The 19,138-nt window shown below is 62.4% G+C and carries 16 protein-coding genes and 1 pseudogene; 7 read left to right on the top strand and 10 right to left on the bottom strand.

Features of this window, described 5'->3' with window-relative positions; all coding sequences use genetic code 11:
* From ACFQ95_RS20825 to ACFQ95_RS20800, 6 genes and pseudogenes are all read right to left on the bottom strand, one after another.
* Window positions 1-248 (bottom strand): annotated as a pseudogene (locus tag ACFQ95_RS20825) (MFS transporter); the annotation flags it as partial.
* Window positions 249-290: 42 nt separating this feature from the next.
* A complete protein-coding gene (locus ACFQ95_RS20820; protein WP_422834088.1) occupies window positions 291-3,119 on the bottom strand; it encodes an ATP-binding protein in 2,829 nt (942 codons plus the stop codon).
* Window positions 3,120-3,122: 3 nt separating this feature from the next.
* Entirely contained in the window at window positions 3,123-3,803 is a 681-nt protein-coding gene (locus ACFQ95_RS20815) for a hypothetical protein (protein WP_422834086.1), read from the bottom strand.
* A gap of 6 nt (window positions 3,804-3,809) precedes the next feature.
* Complete coding sequence (locus tag ACFQ95_RS20810; protein ID WP_422834084.1) at window positions 3,810-5,249, bottom strand: hypothetical protein; 1,440 nt, start codon at window positions 5,247-5,249, stop codon at window positions 3,810-3,812.
* A gap of 14 nt (window positions 5,250-5,263) precedes the next feature.
* Window positions 5,264-6,025, bottom strand: a complete 762-nt coding sequence (locus tag ACFQ95_RS20805; protein WP_422834082.1) for a 16S rRNA (uracil(1498)-N(3))-methyltransferase — start codon at window positions 6,023-6,025, stop codon at window positions 5,264-5,266.
* A 188-nt stretch (window positions 6,026-6,213) separates the two neighbouring features.
* Entirely contained in the window at window positions 6,214-7,356 is a 1,143-nt protein-coding gene (locus ACFQ95_RS20800) for an aminoglycoside phosphotransferase family protein (protein WP_422834080.1), read from the bottom strand.
* A gap of 131 nt (window positions 7,357-7,487) precedes the next feature.
* Between ACFQ95_RS20800 and ACFQ95_RS20795 the strand changes: the two genes are divergently transcribed.
* From ACFQ95_RS20795 to rsmA, 3 genes are read left to right on the top strand one after another with little or no spacing between them, the layout of a single operon-like run.
* Window positions 7,488-9,878 carry an LPS-assembly protein LptD gene (locus ACFQ95_RS20795; RefSeq protein WP_422834078.1) on the top strand — a complete coding sequence of 797 codons (2,391 nt, stop codon included), beginning with the start codon at window positions 7,488-7,490 and terminating at the stop codon, window positions 9,876-9,878.
* A 24-nt stretch (window positions 9,879-9,902) separates the two neighbouring features.
* Entirely contained in the window at window positions 9,903-11,276 is a 1,374-nt protein-coding gene (locus ACFQ95_RS20790) for a peptidylprolyl isomerase (RefSeq protein WP_422834076.1), read from the top strand.
* 15 nt (window positions 11,277-11,291) lie between these two features.
* Window positions 11,292-12,071: a 16S rRNA (adenine(1518)-N(6)/adenine(1519)-N(6))-dimethyltransferase RsmA gene (gene rsmA / locus ACFQ95_RS20785; RefSeq protein WP_422834074.1), complete on the top strand. Its 780-nt coding sequence runs from the start codon at window positions 11,292-11,294 to the stop codon at window positions 12,069-12,071.
* A gap of 110 nt (window positions 12,072-12,181) precedes the next feature.
* Here rsmA and ACFQ95_RS20780 read toward each other — a convergent pair whose 3' ends face one another.
* The 4 genes from ACFQ95_RS20780 to ACFQ95_RS20765 all read right to left on the bottom strand — a co-directional run bounded on the left by ACFQ95_RS20780 (window position 12,182) and on the right by ACFQ95_RS20765 (window position 15,742).
* Entirely contained in the window at window positions 12,182-12,388 is a 207-nt protein-coding gene (locus ACFQ95_RS20780) for a hypothetical protein (RefSeq protein ID WP_422834073.1), read from the bottom strand.
* Window positions 12,367-12,789, bottom strand: a complete 423-nt coding sequence (locus tag ACFQ95_RS20775; RefSeq protein WP_422834071.1) for a barstar family protein — start codon at window positions 12,787-12,789, stop codon at window positions 12,367-12,369. The genes ACFQ95_RS20780 and ACFQ95_RS20775 overlap by 22 nt, the downstream gene beginning before the upstream one ends.
* A 49-nt stretch (window positions 12,790-12,838) precedes the next feature.
* A complete protein-coding gene (locus tag ACFQ95_RS20770; protein ID WP_422834091.1) occupies window positions 12,839-13,243 on the bottom strand; it encodes a ribonuclease domain-containing protein in 405 nt (134 codons plus the stop codon).
* A gap of 165 nt (window positions 13,244-13,408) precedes the next feature.
* A complete protein-coding gene (locus ACFQ95_RS20765; protein WP_422834069.1) occupies window positions 13,409-15,742 on the bottom strand; it encodes an NADP-dependent malic enzyme in 2,334 nt (777 codons plus the stop codon).
* Between the two features lie 312 nt (window positions 15,743-16,054).
* On the opposite strand from ACFQ95_RS20765, the gene ACFQ95_RS20760 reads away from it, so the two are divergent.
* Genes ACFQ95_RS20760 through ACFQ95_RS20745 form a run of 4 tightly spaced genes read left to right on the top strand, consistent with a single transcriptional unit; the run spans window position 16,055 to window position 19,131 of the window.
* Window positions 16,055-16,831 carry an SDR family oxidoreductase gene (locus ACFQ95_RS20760; RefSeq protein WP_422834067.1) on the top strand — a complete coding sequence of 259 codons (777 nt, stop codon included), beginning with the start codon at window positions 16,055-16,057 and terminating at the stop codon, window positions 16,829-16,831.
* Window positions 16,832-16,855: 24 nt separating this feature from the next.
* On the top strand, window positions 16,856-17,401 hold the full coding sequence (locus ACFQ95_RS20755; protein ID WP_422834065.1) for a cupin domain-containing protein: 546 nt from the start codon (window positions 16,856-16,858) through the stop codon (window positions 17,399-17,401).
* Between the two features lie 34 nt (window positions 17,402-17,435).
* Complete coding sequence (locus tag ACFQ95_RS20750; RefSeq protein ID WP_422834063.1) at window positions 17,436-18,287, top strand: alpha/beta fold hydrolase; 852 nt, start codon at window positions 17,436-17,438, stop codon at window positions 18,285-18,287.
* A 10-nt stretch (window positions 18,288-18,297) separates the two neighbouring features.
* Complete coding sequence (locus ACFQ95_RS20745; protein ID WP_422834061.1) at window positions 18,298-19,131, top strand: IclR family transcriptional regulator; 834 nt, start codon at window positions 18,298-18,300, stop codon at window positions 19,129-19,131.
* Window positions 19,132-19,138 lie beyond the last annotated feature (7 nt).

Here is a 19,138-nt window from a genome sequence, read left to right as displayed (position 1 = left end):
AGCGCGGATGCCACCGCGACGACCAGCCCCAGCTGAAACGAAGCCTTGCGGCCCCAGCGCGCCTGTGTGTGCGCCACCAGGCCGGTGCTGAGCGCGCCGCCCACCACATAACCCATCACCGGCAGCGTGGCCATCCACCCCCTGGGCGCCAGGCTCAGGCCGACCAGGCCGTTGATGGCAATGAAGGTGACGTTGTTGGTGAGAAAAAGTCCCTGGCAAAGCGCCAGCAGCCAGAGGTTGCGGTTCATGCGGCGATCATAAGACTGCTGTTGAGATCGCCGCCTCTGGACTTATGCCGCCTTCAACTCCACCGGCCCACGCCGCTTGGCCACCGCAATCGGCGGCGCCCAGCGCGAGTCTTTGGGCTTTTTGCTGGTGATGAGCGTGATCTCGGCGGGTTCGAACACTTCCAGGTTGTGCGTGATCGGTGTGGTGAGCACGTATTGCGCCTGGGTGGAGCGCAGGAAGTGGCCGACCAGCTGGATGTTGCGCACGTCCAGGTGGGCAAAGGGTTCGTCGATGAAGACAAAGCCACCCGAGGCGCTTTCTTCGTCTTTGAGCAAACCCACCAGCAGGATCAGCGACTTGATCACCTGTTGGCCGCCCGAGGCTTCGCCATCGTTCAGGCCTATGCTGCCCTTGCCGTCGAAGTTGAAATGCACCTTCAGGCCGGCCTGGGCCAGCACGGTGTCTTCGTTCTCCAGCAAGGGCAGGTCGGCGTTGACGTCCACACCCGCCAGCAAACCCAGCTCCTGGATGTTCTTGCGGTAGCGGCGCACGGTGCTGCGCAGCACTTCGATGTAGCTTTCGCGCGCGTTCATCACGGCAATTGCGGCCTGGGCGTTTTTCGCTTTGTGGTCGTCGAGGTTGTAGCCCTGTTCGCGCACCGTGGTTTCCATGCGGCGGAAGCGTTCTTCCACGGTGGCGTCTTTTTCCCAGGTGTCGAGCTGCAGCTCGTCGTGCACAGACTGCAGGCGCAGCCGCGCCTGGGTGGCGTTCAGGTACTGGCGCACCAGGTCTTGTACCTTCTCGGGTCGCAACCAGTGGGCCGGGAACTTTTGCCGCTGCAGACCCGAGGCATCGACATCGGCCCGGTGTTGGCCGCGGCGTGTGGCCAGGTCCAGCGTCAGGCGGTCCATCTCCTGGTTTTTGCTGCGCTGGCTTTGCTCCAACTGGCGGTACTGGGTGTCGGCTTCCTGGTGGCGTGCTTTGGCGGCGGTGTAGGCGGTGTCCAGCGTTTGCCAGTGTTGGGCCGCAGCAATGCGTGCCTGTTTGGCGGCGGGCAGGGCCTGCTTGGCGGCGCTGAACTCGTCGTTGCGCTGGCCCAGTTCCTGGGCCGCGCTGTGGCCGGCCAGGGACTGTTGGCAGTCTTTGATCTGCACACGGATTTCGCGCAGCTCCTGGCCTAGAGGGCCTAGTGCCGCGTCCAGGCTGCGCAGGTCGCGCTCCACGGCTTCGCGCCGGGCGATCAGGGCGGCGGCGCCGAACTGGTGGTCGCGTGGTTCCACCCACATGGAGCGTGCGCCACGTCCATCGAAGCTATAAGCCTGGGGCGTGATCCAGTTGCCGCTGGTTTTGCGGCCGGCGGCGGGGCTGTCCACACAGCGCAGGTTTTGCAGTTGCTGGATCAGCCAGCGCGGCACCTTGGCGTCGAAGCGTATGTGCGCCAGCAGGCTGTTGGCGTCGCCTGCGGGCGCGGTGTCGCCGGGCGCGGTGATGTAGTGGCGGTAGCGGTCGGCGCTGGCAATGGTGTCGGCGGCATCAACGTCGCCCGCGTCTTCCAGCAGCACTGTCCAGCGGGATGCGCGCAGCACACCTTCGATTGCGGCGCGCCAGTGTTCGTCGCGCACTTCCACCACTTCGGCGAGGAAGCGGTGGGCGATGTTTTTGCCCTGCAGGCGCTGGCGCAGGCGCCGGGCGTCGTCCGGAATAGGTGGCGTGTTTTGGCCTTCCAGCGCAGCGTGTGATTGCGCGGCAAGCTCTCGTTTTTGTAGTAAGGCGCTGTGCTTTTGCTGCAGCGCCGATTCTTGCGTGCGCAGCTTGTCTAGGTGTGCGGTCAGCGCTTCGGCGTCGCTTTCCTTGTCGACCAGGGCCAGCAGTTCGGCTTCGCGTTTGGCCAACAGTTCTAGCGGCCGTTCCAGGTCGCGGGTGGTGTCGCGTTGGCTGGCGGCGGCATCGCGTTCTTGCAGCAGCCGGGTGCTCTCTGCGTCGGCCTGGGTGCGGGCATTCAGCAGCGCCAGCAGTTGCGCGCTTTGCGCCGCGCGCTCGGCCTTGTGGCTGGCGGCGTGCTGGCGCTGGCGGCGTTGTTCCAGGCTGCGTTTGACCAGGCCCTGGCGCTGGTCTTGCCATTCCAGCACCGGCACCACTTCGGTGGCCAGGCGCTCTTGCTCCTGCACCTTGTGTTGCCAGCTTTTGAAGTTGGCCACGCGGCTTTGCAGTTCGGCCAGTTGGGCCTTGCTGTGGTCCAGCTCGTGTTCGGCCTGGCCCATTTCGCGCGCCAGTTGCTGCTGGTGCTGGCGTGCGGTGTCGTAGTCGTTGAGCACGTCCTGGTCGCCAAACACGTCGAAGATCAGGCGCAGCAGTTCGCGTGGGCTGAACTCGCACAGTCGGTCGGTCTGGCCTTGTTCCAGCGACAACACCTTGCAGATGGCCGGCGACAGGCCGGCCCCGGCGAGTACGCGGCCCCAGGCCTCCACGCCCATCAGGCCGAGGTCTTTGTCGGGTGTGTCGCGCAATTGTTCTATGCTGGCGTCGCCTTCGACCACCAGGTAGCGGCGCTGCCAGTCGCCGCCGTTGCGCTCGATGCGGCAGGCCAGCGTGACCTGGTCGCTGTACATCAATTGTTTGGCGAACGGCCGGCTCGAGGTCTGGCGGTTTTGTGCGCGGTTGTCGACCACGGCACGCAGCCAGGCAACGTTGGCCCCGGCGTGGCGCGCATAGGTTTTGTAGTCGCGCGGCGCCGAGCATTTGAGGCCCAGCAGCGTGCGCATGGCGTCGAGCAGCGTGGTTTTGCCCGAACCATTGGGGCCGGCGATGGTGATGATGGAGGCGTCCAGCGGCAGGCTGACGCGTTGGCAGTAGTCCCAGTGGACGAGTTCTAGGCTTTGCAGGTGGAACATGGCTTAGCTCTCAGCGGGAATGGTTTCAGGGGCTGCGGTGGCGTCGGCGGCGGGCTGTTCCGCCCGTTCGCGCAGCAGCACGTCGGCCAGCGCACCATCGAGGATGCGCGGCGCCAGGATGTCGTAGTCAAGCAAGACGTCGAGCAGCGGGCCTTCGGCAATGTCGTCGAGTTTGCGCACGATGAAGTTCTGCCGCTCGAGCAGCTTCAGGTTGACGTCGAGCCGGGTCTTTTTGCCTAGCTGCGGGCCGTAGTCTTCGAGCAGCGCCTTGTACGACAGCACCGGGCTGACGTCGCGCACGGCGGGCATGGGTTTGCTGCCGGCGAACATTTCGTTTTGCGGCACATCGGGTTCGACGCGGCTGGTCTGGCGTTCGCGTTTGGGCAGGATGATCAGCGCCCACAAAACCACCAGCAAGGCCACGCCGTCGCGCGGCAGTTCCATGTTGTTGTTGGCGTTGATGCCGGCCTCGCCAAGAATGGGGTTTTGCGCGGCGGGCAGCAGGGCCACACTCACGTGTTCGGCGTAGATGTTGTCCATCCAGCGCAGGCCCACATCGGCCAGGCGTTGTTCTACCTGCGCAAACAGTTCGGCGTTGACCAGGGCGCGTTTCACACGCGGGTGGGTGCGCGGCAGGAAGCGGCGCGTGAGGAGTTCGGCGATGAGCAGCGCGGCGTCGTCCATGGTGTTTTAGTTCTCTTTCTGCTCGGAAGGTGTTGGGTTGGCGTCTGCTTCATTGACGGCAGGCGCGGGCGGTGTACGCAGCGAGACCAGTTGGCCGGTGCTGATGCGTTCCAGCGCGGGGTGTTTGATGCGGCGTTGTTTGGCGTTCCAGACCACACGCCAGGGCTGGCGCGCCAGGTCGCCGGTGGCGCCTTGCAATTGCGTGGCTTGGGCATCGCCCAGCAGCGGCAGCAGCTGCGCCTTGTAGGCGATTTGGGCGTAGCGTGCGGTCTCGGGCAGGTCGCCCAGCAGGGCATCGGCCACGTCGTACGAGAGCACGGCGGGGCTGTCCGCATCGGCGGCTTGGCTGGCCTGCTCGGCCGCCAGGTCCCAACCGGCAAGCATGCCGGCCAACGCGCCCAACTCTTGGGGCAAGGCCACGGCGTGCAGGTTGCCCTCGGGCGCGGCTTGCGAGCTGGGCAGTTCGTCGGGCGCCAGGGCTTTGGGGCGGTCGCGTTCAAACTCGGCCTCGGCCACGTCCAACAGTTCGTGCTGCAGCAGCATGGAGGTGGCGCTAGCTTGGGCAAGTGCGCCGTCCAGCAAGGTGTGGGGCTTGGGCACGGTTTGCAGCCAGCGTTTCACGTCGGTGCTGGTGATGCCGGTGGTGCCCAGCGTCACGCGTTGCCGGTCGACCTGTTGCAGAGCGCGGTTGAACTGGCTGGCCATGGCCAGCAGGCGCGATTGGGCCTGGCCCAGGGTGCGCGCGGCTTTTTCGAGCGCCAGGTGGCCGTGGGCGTTGCTGATGAGTGTGGTGATGGCGGTGGAGGCCTTGTCGATCAACGCCGCCGCGCGGTCGTAGCGTTTGCGCGCTTCGCGCAGGCGGAACTCAGAGCCGCTGGCGATGGCATCGGAAAACGCGTCGTGCAGCCGGCCCAACTGGGCCTGCAGCATGCGCACCTGGCCGGCCTCCAGCGTGCCCAATTGTTCGGCACCCAGCACCTGACCCAGCAGGCCGGCAAGCTCGTCGTCATCGTCTTGCGGTTCGCGTGCCAGCGGCGCGAGGATTTGCGACAGCTGCTGCGCCAGCGGCGTGAGACTGTAGCGGCGCTGGGTTTCGTCCCACAGCAGCAGTTGGGTGTCGCGAAAGCGCTTGAAAACGGTTTCCAGCGCTTCGGGGCGCACGGCGTAAAACAGTGTATCGAGCTGCTCGCGGCTCAGGCTTTGCGCGTCTTGCGCCAGCAGTTCCATGAACACCCACACACGCAGGCGCACCAGGCCGGCGGGGCCGTGGAACAGGCCTTGCAGTGCGGTGAACAGCGGGCCCTGTTGTTCTATGCGCCAAGCCGAGGGGAATTCGGCCACGTCTTCGGTGTCGCGAAAGTAGCTCGCCAGGCTGGCGTCGGCGACGGAAATCGCTTCGGCGGGCCCGTCGTTTCCTGGGAGCCCGTCTAGATCATGCAGATTCATGTCGGAGTGGGTCTTTAACAAAGCAGCCGGGCCAGAGCGGCCAGCGGCGCGGTTTCGGAGCGCAAGACTTGGGCGCCCAGGGTGACGGGCACAAAGCCTCGGCTGATGGCGAGTTCTTCTTCAGTTGCGCTCAGGCCGCCTTCGGGGCCGCTTAAAAACAGCACCGGGGCGGTGCCGGGCAGTGGCGCCACGAGGTCGCCCAGGCGTTGTGTGCCGGGGCGCAGCGAAAGCAGGCCGCGTGTGGTGGTGGACGTGGCCGGTTGTGCCTTGAGCCAGTCGCTCAGCGTGCTCATGTCGAACACCGGCGGCACCAGGTTGTGGCCCGACTGTTCACAGGCGGCGATGGCGACGCCGCGCCAGTGGTTGATCTTTTTCTCGGCGCGTTCACCACTCAGGCGCAGCACGCTGCGCTCGGTCAACAGCGGTTGAATGCTGGCGACGCCGAGTTCTGTGGCTTTTTCGACCAGCCAGTCCATGCGGTCGTTGGCGGGCATGCCCACGGCCAGGTGCACCGGGCGCAGCGGGGCGTGGTTAGCAGGGTGGCGGGCGCCCACACGCACCACCACCTCGCTGCGGCCCATGCGTTCTATGGTGGCGTCATAGCTGTCGCCCGTCGCCTGATGTGCCAGCTCTGCAGGCGCACCAAAGCCGCTGTTGAACAGCGTAATGCTGTCGCCGGGCTGCAGCCGCAGCACCTGCACATGGCGCGCGGCGCCGGGCGGCAGGTCTAGAGTGGCGTCCGTGGTCAGCGGAGCAGGACAGTAAAAACGAGGCATTTTTGCTATTAATAGTGAAGCTGTCGACGCTTATTTAGTCTGCTTAGGTGGTCAATTTGACTAACACTTTGTAAACGCTCAAGCTCCCCTGCCAAAAACACCGCAGAACTGGCTTTGCCAGGCTGCTGGTGTTGCCCCCTGCAACGGGGTTGGCGGAAAGTGCGCAGCACTGTAGCCAGGGGGTGAGCCTACATCCGCCCGTAGGCGAAACCGGTGACAGGTGTGGTGCCTTCAATCTTGTCCACCAGGCGCATCAGCGGGATCAGGTCGCGGTAGCGGCCGGCGGTGCTGCGGATGTAGTGGATGAAGCGTGGCGTGTCGGCCAGGTATTTGGGTTTGCCGTCGCGCAAGGTCAGGCGCGCAAAGATGCCGGCCACCTTGAGGTGGCGCTGCAGGCCCATCCACTCCACGCCTTGGTAGAAGGCGCCGAAGTCGTCGCCCCAGCCGCTGGCGCTGGCCGCGCCCACCAGGCCGAGCTTCTTGGCCTGCTGCCAGTAACGCACGGTGATGTCGAGCACAAAGTCTTCGTCCCAGGTGAGGAAGGCGTCGCGCATCAGGCTGGCGATGTCGTAGGTGATGGGGCCGTAGACCGCGTCCTGGAAGTCGAGCACGCCGAGTTCAGGGTGCTCGGCCGTGCCGGCCATCAGATTGCGCGGCATGAAGTCGCGGTGTACGTAGACCTGCGGTGCGGCGAGGTTGTGCGCCACCAGCTTTTCGAACACCGTAGACAGCGTGTTCAGCATGTCGTTGTCCAGCACCACACCGCGGTGCTGCGTGAGGTACCAGTCCGGGAACAGGCTTAATTCGCGCTGCAGCAGGGCCTGGTTGTATTCGGGCAGCACGCCGGGTTTGGAGGCCTGTTGCAGGCGCAGCAGGCTGTCCACGGCTTGCAGGTACATCGGCTGGTTGGCTGTGGGGTTTTGCGCGTCGATGCGCGCCATCATGGTGTCGCTGCCCAGGTCGGTCAGCAGCATAAAGCCTTGCGGGGCGTCCCAAGACAGTACTTCGGGCACGCGCAGGCCGGCCTGGCCCATCAGCGCGGCAATGCGCACAAAGGGTTCGCTGTTTTCCTTGTCCGGCGGGGCGTCCATGATGATGCGGCTGGCGCCGTTGACCGTGTCGACACGGAAATACCGGCGGAAGCTGGCATCGGCCGAGGCCAGGCGGACGGTGTCGGGGCGCAACTGCTGAGTGGGTGCGACGGCCGTCAACCAGGCGTTGAAGGCGCTCTGACGCTGGGTGTCAGCCCATTCGATGGCGGCAGATGTGGCCGCAGGAGTGGATGAGTTGGGCGTAGACACGGGGGAAACGGGGGAGGAGGTGTGGCTCATGGATAATCCATTCTACAAATCCGGTCCTGCCGGACGTCGTGCGCGGGTTTCGGCCTGTTGTGTGTGGCGTGCATGCGGGGGCATCCACCTGCGCCAAGGCTGCACAATTGTCCGTTCGAATAGTTTCTCTGATGTCTGTTTTGAAGCCTTACCACCCGCCCGCCAATGGCCGCGCCCGATTCGCCCGGACACCTGTGGCCGTGGTGGCCGCTTTGTTGTGTATGGTGTCGGGCGGCCGCGTTGCCCATGCCCAAGCCGCGGATGATGCGCCACTGCGCTTGCGCACCACCCCGTTGCTGGCGGAACAGGTGCCGGCCGTCGTACGCGAGCAGTCGCCCACCTTTTATTATGGGGACAAGAGTTCCGGCCAGGCCGAGCAGAACCTGGTGCTGGAAGGCAACGCCGTGATGCGCAAGAGCGACATGGTGATGCGCGCCGATCGCATGGAATACACCCAGGTCGACGACATGGCCAAGGCTTCGGGCAATGTGTATGTCAACCGTGGCGGCAACATCTACACCGGCGAACGCCTGGAGCTCAAGGTTGATGCCTTTGAAGGTTTTTTTGAAAAGCCGACCTATCAATTTCTAGCCAATGGCGGCCAGGGAGATGCCTCGCGGGCCGAGTTCCTGGACGACAAGCGTCTATTGCTGCGCGACGCCACTTACAGCACCTGCCGCCGCGAAGGGGGGCCCAGCTGGATGCCGGACTGGATCCTGAAGGCGCGTACGCTGAACATCGACATGGAAGACGAAGTTGGCGTTGCGGAAGGCGGGGTGTTGCGCTTCAAGGATGTGCCTGTGCTGGCGTTTCCCGAGATGAGCTTTCCGCTGACCGACAAACGCAAGTCCGGTTTTCTGCCGCCCACCGTGGGCTTGGACAACCTCAACGGTTTTGAAACCACTGTTCCGTACTACTGGAATATTGCGCCAAACCGCGATGCAACATTTTTCCCCACGGTGATGACCAAACGTGGCATCGACCTGGGGGCCGAGTTCCGCTACCTGGAGCCAACCTACAACGGCACACTGCGTGGCAGCTACATGCCCGACGACAGGTTGCGTGACCGTGAGCGTTGGAGTTATGCCGCCAAACATTCCGGCTCGATTGATACCGGAATCTCGGGTGTGGGCAAGCTGGGCCTGAACCTGAACCTCAACCGCGTCAGTGACGACAATTACTGGAGTGACTTTGGCCTGCAGGGCGAGTCGTTGACCGAGCGCTTGTTGGCCAATGAAGGTTCGTTGGCCTGGGCTTCAGGCAATTTTTCCACCAGTATTCGTGCGCTGAAATGGCAGACGCTGCAGGATGCCGCCACGCCTATCGTTCCGCCGTATGACCGCATGCCGCAATGGGTGGGCCGCTACGCGCGTTACGACGTGGGAGGCTTCGACTATGCGTTGGACGCCGATTACACCCAGTTTCAGGCCGACAAACTGCTGACCTTGCAGCCCAACGCCCAGCGCAGCTTCCTCACCGGGCAGATCAGCCGACCCTGGTTGGCACCCGGTTGGTTTGTGACGCCCAAGCTGATGTTCAGCACCACCAACTACCAGTTCGACCAACGCTTGGCGAACGGCATGAACAGCGCCACGGTGACCGTGCCCACCTTCAGCCTGGATACGGGCCTGATTTTTGAGCGCAACACGAATCTGTTTGGCAAGAACCTGACCCAGACCCTGGAGCCGCGCGCGTTTTATGTGAACACGCCGTACCGCGATCAGAACTTTTTGCCAGTCTACGATGCGGCGCAAAACGACTTCAACTTTGCGACGGTGTTCACGGAAAACGCCTTCAGCGGGCATGACCGTATTTCTGACAGCAACCTGCTCACCCTGGGCCTGACCACGCGGTTTTTGAACGCCGACACGGCCGAAGAATATGCCCGTTTCGGGGTGGCGCAACGTGTGCGTTTCAAAGACCAGTTGGTCACCATGCCGGGTGTGGCGCCTGTCACCGACCGCTTGAGCGATTTCCTGGTTGGCGCCTCGGTCAATTGGGACAAGCGCTGGTCGACCGACGCGACGGTGCAATACAACCAAAAGACCAACCGTTCCGAGCGTGCCCTGCTCAGTGGCCGCTGGAGTCCGAGCGACTACCGCTCCATCAGCGCCGCCTACCGTTACAGGCGCGACCAGAGTGAGTCGGTAGATGTCAGCTGGCAGTGGCCGCTGAACGACCTCTGGGGCGACAAGGGCAAAAATCTCGGCCCTGGCAGAGGGCAGGGTGAAGGGCGCTGGTACAGCGTTGGTCGCTTGAACTACAGTCTGCAAGAGAACAAGTTGGTGGATTCGGTCATGGGCTTCGAATATGACGCCGGATGCTGGCTGGGCCGCATCGTGATCGAGCGCCTGCAGCGCAGCACCGATACTGTGAACCAGAAGATCTTGTTCCAGATTGAATTCGTCGGCTTTGCGCGTTTGGGGGCCAGCCCGCTGGCCGCCCTGCGAGAGAACATTCCCCGTTACCAGTATTTACGGGAAAACACCACGACGCCCAGTCGTTTTGGCCAATACGACTGAACCACGTCATTTTTGAACCGCAACATGAACCATCGTTTTTTTCAACTGGCTGCGAGCAGCCTGATCGTGTTGGCTGCTTGGCCGGCTTTGGCACAGGGCTTGCGCCCATCCGGGCAGGCCGGTAGCGCCTTTGGCAGCGTCAGTGCGGCTGCCCCCGCTCCGGTGGTGGCACGCCAAGCCGACTTCATCGTCGCCATCGTGAACTCAGAGCCCATCACCAACAACGAAGTGCGTACACGGCTGGCGCGGCTGTCTCAGCAACTGGCGCAACAAGGTGGCCCGCAGCCGAGCACTGCAGAACTGACCCAGCAGGTGCTGGAGCGCCTGATTCTGGAGAAGGCGCAACTGCAGATTGCGCGCGAAAACGGTATCAAGGTAGACGAGGCTGCGGTTGACCAGGCTGAGCAAGCCGTCGCGGCGCAGAACCAGATTGACGTGCCGGAACTACGCCGCCGCGTCGCCCGGGAAGGCCTGCCCGTGACGCGTTTTCGCGAAGAACTGCGCAACCAGATGATGTTGACGCGTTTGCGCGAAAGAGAGCTTGACTCGCGCGTGAAGGTCACGGATGCGGACGTTGAGCAGTACCTGCGCCAGCAGCAGAATGAAACCCAGAAGGCCCCCGAGGGACTGAACCTGGCCATGTTGCTGGTTGCCGTGCCGGAAGGTGCGGCGCCAGACCAAGTCAAAACTTTGCAGGCGAAGGCCGATGCGCTGCTCGTGCGCGCCAAGGGCGGCGCCGATTTCGCAGCGCTGGTGCGAGAAGCCTCAGACGCGCCAGACCGGACCAGCGGTGGTGTGTTGGGACTGCGTAGCGCCGACCGCTACCCTCAGCTGTTTGTCGACGGTGTGCACGATGTGAAGATTGGCGGCTACAGCGCGGTGCTGCGCTCGGCGGCCGGTTTTCATATCTTGAAGGTTTTGGACAAGCAGCAGTCCGGCATGCCTACCGCCGTGCCGCAAAACCATGCGCGGCACATTCTGCTGCGCCCGAATGCAGAGTTGACCGAAGCCGCTGCCGTGGAGCGTCTGGCTGGATTCAAACGCCGCATTGAGGCCGGCCAGGTCGAGTTTGCCAATATCGCACGCGAATATTCGGAAGACGGCAGTGCCAGCCAGGGCGGGGATCTGGGCTGGAGCAGCCCAGGCCAGTTTGTGCCGGAGTTTGAAGAAGTGCTGAATACGCTGAAAGTGGGCCAGGTTTCCAATCCAGTGGTTTCGCGTTATGGCGTGCATTTGATCCAACTGCTGGAACAACGTGAACTCAAGCTCACGCCCAAAGAGCAACGCGAGATGGTGCGCAGCGCGTTGCGCGAGAAAAAGCTAGACGAATCTTATGCCAACTGGGTGGACGAGGTTCGCGCGCGCGCCTATGTCGAGATGCGCGAGTCGCCGCAGTAAAACGGGCCTGCTATTTTGAAATCTTCTGGGCACATTCCCCGCAAGCGCTTTGGTCAGCATTTTCTGACCGATCAAGGCATTATCGGCGCCATCGTCGACGCCATTGCCCCTGCGCCGGGCGACGCCATGATAGAAATTGGCCCCGGCCAAGCCGCGTTGACGCAGCCCCTGGTGGAGCGTTTGGGGCATCTGACGGTGGTTGAACTGGACCGCGACCTGGCACGCCGGCTGCGTGACCATCCGCAACTCACGGTGGTGGAGTCGGACGTGCTGCGCGTCGACTTCGGCGCGCTTGGTGTGGCCGTGGCGCCGCGCAAGCTGCGGGTGGTGGGCAATCTGCCTTACAACATCTCCACGCCCATCTTGTTCCACTTGTTGGAGCACATCGATGTGGTGCAAGACCAGCACTTCATGCTGCAAAAAGAGGTGATCGACCGTATGGTGGCACGCCCCGCGACCAGCGACTATGGCCGGCTCACCGTCATGCTGCAGTGGCGCTATGCCATGGAAAACGTGCTGTTTGTGCCGCCAGATGCGTTTGACCCGCCGCCGCGTGTCGACAGCGCCGTGGTGCGCATGGTGCCGCTTGAAAACCCGGTTGTCGTGGCGGTACCGTTGATGACGGAAATGGTGCAGGTAGCCTTTAGCCAGCGGCGCAAGTTGCTGCGCCATACCTTGGGCCGTTGGCTGGAGGAAAAAGCCTTTGCCGGAACGTTTGATGTTCAGCGGCGTGCCGAAGAAGTGCCGGTTGCGGAGTACCTGGCACTCGCCCAGCAACTCGCACCACATCCGTAGTCCGAAGTTGTTCTGCCAAAAACAAAAAGCCCGTCGAGCTTGCGCCGACGGGCTTTTTGCCTTGGTGTAGAACGCAGGTTTGCTAGCGTTCTACACCGCTGACTTGCGACTTAAGCGGCCGCGAGCCAGTAACCTGCGTTGAAGGGGCTGCTCATGCGCAGCGCCAGAGGGGATACGTCCACCAATTTGTCGGTGGGCATCTTCTCCGCGTCGTCGGCTGCCATTTCGGCAACGGCCACAACTTCCTCTTCTGCCTCGTTCGCCCGTTCTGCTTGGCTGTTTTGTGCAGAACGGGCTACAGAAAAGAATAGAAGCATCGGAAGGGAATCTTCCGGTCTCCCCAGTAATCTGCGGCATCACGGAAGATGTCCAGCAGCTGTTCGCGGGCTTCTTTGTCGAACTTGGCGTGCGCAGGAATCTGCTCCAGCACCACCACAAAACCTGGCTGAGGGCCAGACTTGTGCAGTGGGTCGGTCATGCAGTCGTAGAGCGCATCAAAGTTTTTGCCAAAGTGCGTCGGGAACGTAAATTGCAAGGCAATCATGTCCAGCACATCTTGCTTGCTTTGCGCATTCGCCAAATTGGCATACAGAAAGTGTTGGCCCAAACCTTGGGCCGCATCTTGCAGGTCTTGCACGCGAAACGCGCGGATCGACTGCACGATGTTGGTTCTTACATTGCGGAGAGGAATGTCCATCTCCGCCTTCATTTCGTCCATCAAAATATACCCCGGCTAAAAATTCTGTCTTGCACTGATGGCGCAACGTCTACTCGACGATCTTCCGAAAGCTCGCATAGTGGTCGTTGGTGTAGTAACAACCATCTGGCGTTTGAGGTGGGCCTCCGCACACAATGCGATTGGCTCCTCTGTGGCGAATGCCAGCGGTTTTTACCGTATATTCACGGTAGTAGCCACGTTGCCGATTGGGGAGAAGCCGCTCACGGTTACCGAACACCGTGCCATCCTTTTCATAAGGAAACGGGCCACCTTCATGGATCAATCGGTAGGTCACACGGCCTTGCGAAGGGAGTTCAGCCACTGCAATAGTGGCGACCGTCTCTTGCGGCGCGGGCGCACGTGATTGCACCAAACTGGTGCAAAGGGCAAGTGCGACTCCAAAAATACAAGCCCGAAATTGCTTGCTTGTACTAGTTGTTCTCACCGGCCCCATCCATTCACACCTTTCGGAAACCTCGGGATAACCCGCAAATTTCAAGGCGCTAGTGTGACGTATTGGCTCTGAAAAAGCAAGAGCCTGCCCAAAATTTGGGCAGGCTCCAAGGGCATACAGTTACAGAAGTTGGTGCTTGCTCTTCTGTTGTGCTAGTTCAGTGAATCAACGCACCACATTGGCATCGGCCACGGTGAGCGCTGTCATGTTTACAATTCTGCGTACCGTGGTGCTGGCGGTCAAAATGTGTACGGGTTTCGCGGCGCCCAGCAGCACGGGGCCAATGGCGATGTTGCCGCCGGCCGCAGTCTTCAGCAGGTTGTAGGAGATGTTTGCCGCATCAATGTTCGGCAACACCAGCAGGTTGGCATCGCCCACCAGGGTGCTGTTGGGCATGGTGGCCAAGCGGGCGTTGCCGTCCAGCGCGATGTCGCCGTGCATTTCGCCGTCCACTTCCAGCCAAGGCGCTTCGGTTTGCAGCAGTTCCAGCACGCGGCGCATTTTGACGGCGCTTGGTTGGTTGCTTTGGCCAAAGTTGCTGTGCGACAGCAGCGCTGCCTTGGGCTTCAGGCCAAAGCGCATCATTTCTTCTGCGGCCATGACCGTGATCTCGGCCAGTTCTTCTGCGGTTGGGTCGTAGTTGACGTGGGTGTCGACCAGGAACACCTGGCGGCCCGGCAGCAACAAACCGTTCATGCAGGCATAGATAGGCACGTCTTGCGGCGTGCTGGCGCAGCCACCGGCGCGTTTGCCAATCACCTGGTCGATGTAGTGCAGGTGCATGGCCGTATGGCCCCAGGTGCCGCAGATCATGCCGTCGACTTCGCCCTTGTGCAGCAGCATAGAGCCAATCAGCGTGAGGCGGCGGCGCATCTCGATCTTGGCGGTCTGCACCGTTGTACCCTTGCGCTCGGTCATGCGGTGGTAGGTCTGCCAGAAATCGCGGTAACGGTGGTCTTGCTCGACGTTGACGATGTCGTAATCGAGCTCTTCGCGCAGGCGCAGGCCAAACTTCTTGATGCGCTCGGCGATGATGGCTGGGCGGCCAATCAGCGTCGGGCGGGCCAAGCCTTCGTCCACCACGATCTGCGCGGCGCGCAAGACGCGTTCTTCTTCACCTTCGGCATAAGCCACACGTTTGCGCGTGGACTTCTTGGCCATGTCATAGATAGGCTTCATGGTGGTGCCAGACGCGTAGACGAAGCTTTGCAGCTTGTCTATGTAGGCGTCCATGTCGGTGATCGGGCGTAGTGCCACACCACTGTCGGCGGCGGCTTGGGCCACGGCCGGTGCGATCTTGATCATCAGGCGCGGGTCAAACGGCTTGGGGATCAGGTATTCAGGCCCAAACGCTAGCTTTTCGCCCACGTAAGCCGCGGCCACAACTTCGCTCTGCTCAGCTTGAGCCAATTCGGCAATGGCATGCACTGCCGCGATTTCCATTTCCACCGTGATGGTGGTGGCGCCGCTGTCGAGTGCGCCGCGGAAGATGTATGGGAAACACAGGACGTTGTTGACCTGGTTCGGGTAGTCGGTGCGGCCGGTGGCGATGATCACATCGTCTCGCGCGGCCTTGGCGGCGGCCGGGTCAATTTCAGGCGATGGGTTGGCCAGCGCCAGAATCAGCGGCTGTTTGGCCATTTTGCTGACCATCTCTGGCTTGAGCACGCCGCCGGCGGACAAGCCCAGAAAGATGTCTGCGTCTTGAATCACTTCACCCAGCGTGCGGGCCGAGGTGTCCTGCACGTACTGGATCTTGTCTTCGTCCATCAACTCGGTGCGGCCTTTGTAGACCACGCCAGCCAAGTCGGTCACGTAGATGTTTTCGCGCGGCATGCCCAGCTTCAGCAGCAGGCCCAAACAGGCCAGCGCCGCAGCGCCCGCGCCCGAGGTCACCAGCTTGACCTTGGTGATGTCTTTGCCGACCACCTTCAGGCCGTTCAGAATCGCTGCGCCCACACAAATGGCGGTGCCGTGTTGGTCGTCGTGGAAGACCGGGATCTTCATGCGTTCGCGCAGCTTGCGTTCGACGTAGAAGCAGTCTGGCGCCTTGATGTCTTCCAGGTTGATGCCGCCGAAGGTTGGCTCCAGCGAAGCAATGATGTCGACCAGCTTGTCGAGGTCGTTCTTCTCGTCGATTTCGATGTCGAAGACGTCGATGCCAGAGAACTTCTTGAACAGAACGCCCTTGCCCTCCATCACCGGCTTGGAGGCCAGCGGGCCAATGTCGCCCAGGCCCAGCACGGCGGTGCCGTTGGTGATCACGGCCACCAGGTTGCCGCGTGCGGTGTAACGGAAGGCTGCGTTGGGGTCTTTGACGATCTCTTCGCAAGGTGCGGCGACGCCTGGGGAGTAGGCCAGCGCCAGGTCATGCTGGTTCACCAGTTGCTTGGTGGCGGTTATCGCGACTTTGCCGGGATGCGGAAACTCGTGGTACTCGAGTGCAGCCTTGCGCAGTTCTGCACGTTTCTGTTCGGTCTTGCCCGTCGTGTCGGTCATCTAGGGTCTCCAAGCGCGGTTGTCTCCTGACAAACCGTGGTTATGTGGGATAGATCGGGGGCCGATTGTAGACCTCGCATTTGAGCCCAACTGAGGCGCATGGGTTGTTTCTCTGTAGTTCTTTCCGGTTAACACGGCGCGCCAATAGCCTTGTTTCGCGGGCAAACGCGCTGTAAGTGTTTTTACGCATGGCTGCGTAGAACGAACTTAATTAAAGTTCGCTCGTTCCATTAATAAATCGATGTTCCATATGTGAAACATCGCAAGATTGGGGAAAGCAGCCACCCAGTCGCCCCGCGAAAAGAAAGATCCATGAGCCCCACATCTTCATCGTCTGCTCCATTGTTGGCAGGCCGCCGTATCCTGGTGACCGGCGCCGCACGCGGGCTCGGGTTTGCGTTTGCCTCCGCTTTCTGCGAAGCCGGTGCACGTGTGGTCATTGCCGACATCCAGGCCGAACTGCTGGCCGAATCGGCCGCGCAATTACGTGCGCAAGGGTTTGACGCCACCGCCGTTCAGGTTGATCTCGCCGACCCGGCTTCCGTAGACCGCTGCGCCACTGAGGCCATCGCCGCACTCGGCGGCCTGGACGGCTTGGTGAACAACGCCGCCGTCACCGATTCCGGTGGCCGTGGCATGGCCGACATCGATGTTGCCGTTTGGGACAAGGTCATGGCCGTCAACGTGCGCGGCACCTGGTTGATGACCCGCGCCTGCCGTGCCGCACTGCGCGAAAGCGGCCGTGGCGCCGTGGTCAATCTGGCATCCGACACCGCACTCTGGGGCGCACCCAATCTGCTGGCCTACGTGGCGAGCAAAGGCGCCGTCATTTCCATGACACATTCGCTGGCGCGCGAACTCGGCGCCGACAACATCACCGTCAACGCCATCGCCCCCGGCCTGGTGATGGTCGAAGCCACCCAATACGTGCCGGAGAACCGCCACCGCCTGTACGTAGACCAACGCGCGCTGCAACGTGAACAGCTGCCGGCCGACGTGAGTGGTGCCGTCACCTTTGCCTTGTCCGATATGGCCCGTTTTGTCACCGGCCAACTGCTTGCCGTCAACGGCGGCTTCGTCATGAACTAATTGGAAATCAACAGGAGAAAACCCATGAGCCAAACGACTGAACAATCTCAACAACCCAAGAGCTGGGAACAGCCCGAGGGCGTAGGTTTTGACAAGTGGATGGAAAGCCGCGTGGCACGCTTCTCCACGCGCCGCTACGACTTCGACGCGCTGAAGTTCCAGGCCGACTTCGACCCCAAGTACCGTCGCGGCCAAATGCGTTACATCGGTACGGGCGGCACGGGTGTGTCCTCGGACAACACCACCATCCCGGCGGAAAACTTCACTTTCTCGACCATGGTGATCCCGGCCGGCAACGAAGGCCCATCGCACCTGCACACCGACGTGGAAGAAGTGTTCTTCCTGATCCGCGGCAAGCTCAAGCTGGTGCTGGAAAAAGATGGCCAACGTTATGAAACCATCCTGACCGACCGTGACGTCGTCTCGGTGCCGCCCGGCGTGTACCGCGAAGAAATCAACATCGGCGACGAAGACGCGCTGATGTGCGTGATGCTCGGCGCCAAGAAGCCCATCACCCCCACCTACCCGCCAGAACACCCCCTGGCCAGCATCAAGCGCGAGCCGAAATAAGCACGCATCAGTCTTCGCCAGCCCCGACGCCAGCATGATCTCCGCCCCACAAGTTGAACGCCTGAACCGCGAGTTTGCGCAGACCGTGGTGCGCCTGCCCGGCGGCGCACAAGTCTCGGTGCGCCAACGCGGTACACCAGGGCTAGGCCCCAGCGTGTTGCTGTTGCACGGCATCAGTTCAGGCGCCGCGTCCTGGCAACAAGTGGTCGCCGCTTTGGCGCCGCACATCCATGTGGTCGCCTGGGATGCGCCGGGTTACGGCAGCTCCACACCGTTGCCGAGCCTGGCACCCACGGCAGAGGACTACGCCGCGCAACTGCGTGCTGCGGTCGACGTCATGGGCTTGCCGTCTTGCCTGGTGGTGGGTCATTCGCTGGGGTGCTTGATGGGCGCGGCCTACGCACGCCACAGCACTCGGCAACAAGTGCCACGCCTGGTGTTGATCAGCCCCGCTGGCGGCTACGGTGCGCCCGACCAGGCCGAAGCCCAGGCACGCGTGCGCGCACAGCGCCGCGATGCTTTGGAAACCCAGGGCGTGGCTGGCATTGCCGCACGCATCGACCAACGTTTGCTGTCGCCCAACGCCACGGAAGAAGCCCGCGCCTGGGTGCGCTGGAACGCCAGCCTGTTGAAGGAAGACGGCTACCTGCAAGCCGTTGAGCTGCTGTGTGCTGCCAACCTGGGCGCAGGCCCCGCATTGCAGATGCCGGTGGAAGTGCATTGCGGTGCTGTGGATGTGGTCACCACCCCAGAAGCCAGCGCCCGTTGGGCCCAAGTGTTGGGCGCCACCTACGCCCCTATCGTCGCCGCTGGCCATGCCAGCCCTACCGAACAACCCCAGGCCGTGGCCCAGCTCATCGAGCAGGCGCTGGCGGCCTGTGTATGAGTCCACAGCCATGAGCACCACCAACGACGCCGACGAAGGCTCTGAAAAATACATAGTGCCGGCCCTGGAGCGCGGCCTGCGCCTGCTGGGCGAATTCGGCCGTGAAAGCCGGGCACTCGGCGCGCCCGAACTGGCGCGCCGGCTGAACCTGCCCCGCTCCACCGTGTTCCGTTTGCTCAACACCTTGGAGGCGCTGGGTTTCATCGAACGCACCGAAAGCGGCAACGACTACCGCCTGGGCCTGGCGGTGTTGCGCATGGGCTTTGAATACCTGTCGTCGCTGGAACTGACCGAGTTGGGCCAGCCCGTGCTGGCGCGCTTGAACAGCGAGATCCGTTATGCCGTGAACCTGGTGGTGCGCGACCACCGGCACATTGTCTACGTGGCCAAGGTGTCGCCGTCCACACCGTTTGCCAGCTCGGTGCGTGTGGGCACACGCCTGCCCGCACATGCCACGGTGCTCGGCCGCATCCTGCTTGAAGACCTGACACTGCCCGACCTGCAAGCCCTCTACCCCGAGCCCGAGCTCGAAGTGTTTTCCAACTGCACACCCAAGACCACCTTGGACTTGTTCAACATGGCGCAAGAAGACCGCGAGCGTGGTTATGCGTTGGGCGAGGGTTATTTCGAAGCCAGCATCTCCACCGTGGCCGCCCCGGTGCGCGACCACTCGGGCCGCATCATCGCGGCCATGGGCGCGACCATTCCCTCGGCACACATCGAAGGCGCACAACTCGACGAACTGGTGCAGCGTGTGCGTGCCTCGGCCGAAGAATTGTCGGCCTTGCTCAACTACAAGCCCGGTGCAGCGCCGCAGAAGCGCGCCGCCATCGCTGGCAACTAAGCCCGTT

Source organism: Variovorax sp. HJSM1_2 (genome assembly GCF_049316285.1).
Taxonomy (GTDB): Bacteria; Pseudomonadota; Gammaproteobacteria; order Burkholderiales; family Burkholderiaceae_C; genus Rhodoferax_B.
Note: the sequence above shows the minus strand (reverse complement) of the source record. Positions and strands in the feature narration are given on the sequence as shown.

What these genes read in the sequence shown, in the direction of transcription:
- ACFQ95_RS20820 (WP_422834088.1), bottom strand. Translation starts at nt 3,119, where the DNA reads ATGTTCCACCTGCAAAGCCTAGAACTCGTCCACTGGGACTACTGCCAA.
- ACFQ95_RS20815 (WP_422834086.1), bottom strand. Translation starts at nt 3,803, where the DNA reads ATGGACGACGCCGCGCTGCTCATCGCCGAACTCCTCACGCGCCGCTTC.
- ACFQ95_RS20810 (WP_422834084.1), bottom strand. Translation starts at nt 5,249, where the DNA reads ATGAATCTGCATGATCTAGACGGGCTCCCAGGAAACGACGGGCCCGCC.
- ACFQ95_RS20805 (WP_422834082.1), bottom strand. Translation starts at nt 6,025, where the DNA reads ATGCCTCGTTTTTACTGTCCTGCTCCGCTGACCACGGACGCCACTCTA.
- ACFQ95_RS20800 (WP_422834080.1), bottom strand. Translation starts at nt 7,356, where the DNA reads ATGAGCCACACCTCCTCCCCCGTTTCCCCCGTGTCTACGCCCAACTCA.
- ACFQ95_RS20795 (WP_422834078.1), top strand. Translation starts at nt 7,488, where the DNA reads ATGTCTGTTTTGAAGCCTTACCACCCGCCCGCCAATGGCCGCGCCCGA.
- ACFQ95_RS20790 (WP_422834076.1), top strand. Translation starts at nt 9,903, where the DNA reads ATGAACCATCGTTTTTTTCAACTGGCTGCGAGCAGCCTGATCGTGTTG.
- ACFQ95_RS20780 (WP_422834073.1), bottom strand. Translation starts at nt 12,388, where the DNA reads ATGCTTCTATTCTTTTCTGTAGCCCGTTCTGCACAAAACAGCCAAGCA.
- ACFQ95_RS20775 (WP_422834071.1), bottom strand. Translation starts at nt 12,789, where the DNA reads ATGGACGAAATGAAGGCGGAGATGGACATTCCTCTCCGCAATGTAAGA.
- ACFQ95_RS20770 (WP_422834091.1), bottom strand. Translation starts at nt 13,243, where the DNA reads ATGGGGCCGGTGAGAACAACTAGTACAAGCAAGCAATTTCGGGCTTGT.
- ACFQ95_RS20765 (WP_422834069.1), bottom strand. Translation starts at nt 15,742, where the DNA reads ATGACCGACACGACGGGCAAGACCGAACAGAAACGTGCAGAACTGCGC.
- ACFQ95_RS20760 (WP_422834067.1), top strand. Translation starts at nt 16,055, where the DNA reads ATGAGCCCCACATCTTCATCGTCTGCTCCATTGTTGGCAGGCCGCCGT.
- ACFQ95_RS20755 (WP_422834065.1), top strand. Translation starts at nt 16,856, where the DNA reads ATGAGCCAAACGACTGAACAATCTCAACAACCCAAGAGCTGGGAACAG.
- ACFQ95_RS20750 (WP_422834063.1), top strand. Translation starts at nt 17,436, where the DNA reads ATGATCTCCGCCCCACAAGTTGAACGCCTGAACCGCGAGTTTGCGCAG.
- ACFQ95_RS20745 (WP_422834061.1), top strand. Translation starts at nt 18,298, where the DNA reads ATGAGCACCACCAACGACGCCGACGAAGGCTCTGAAAAATACATAGTG.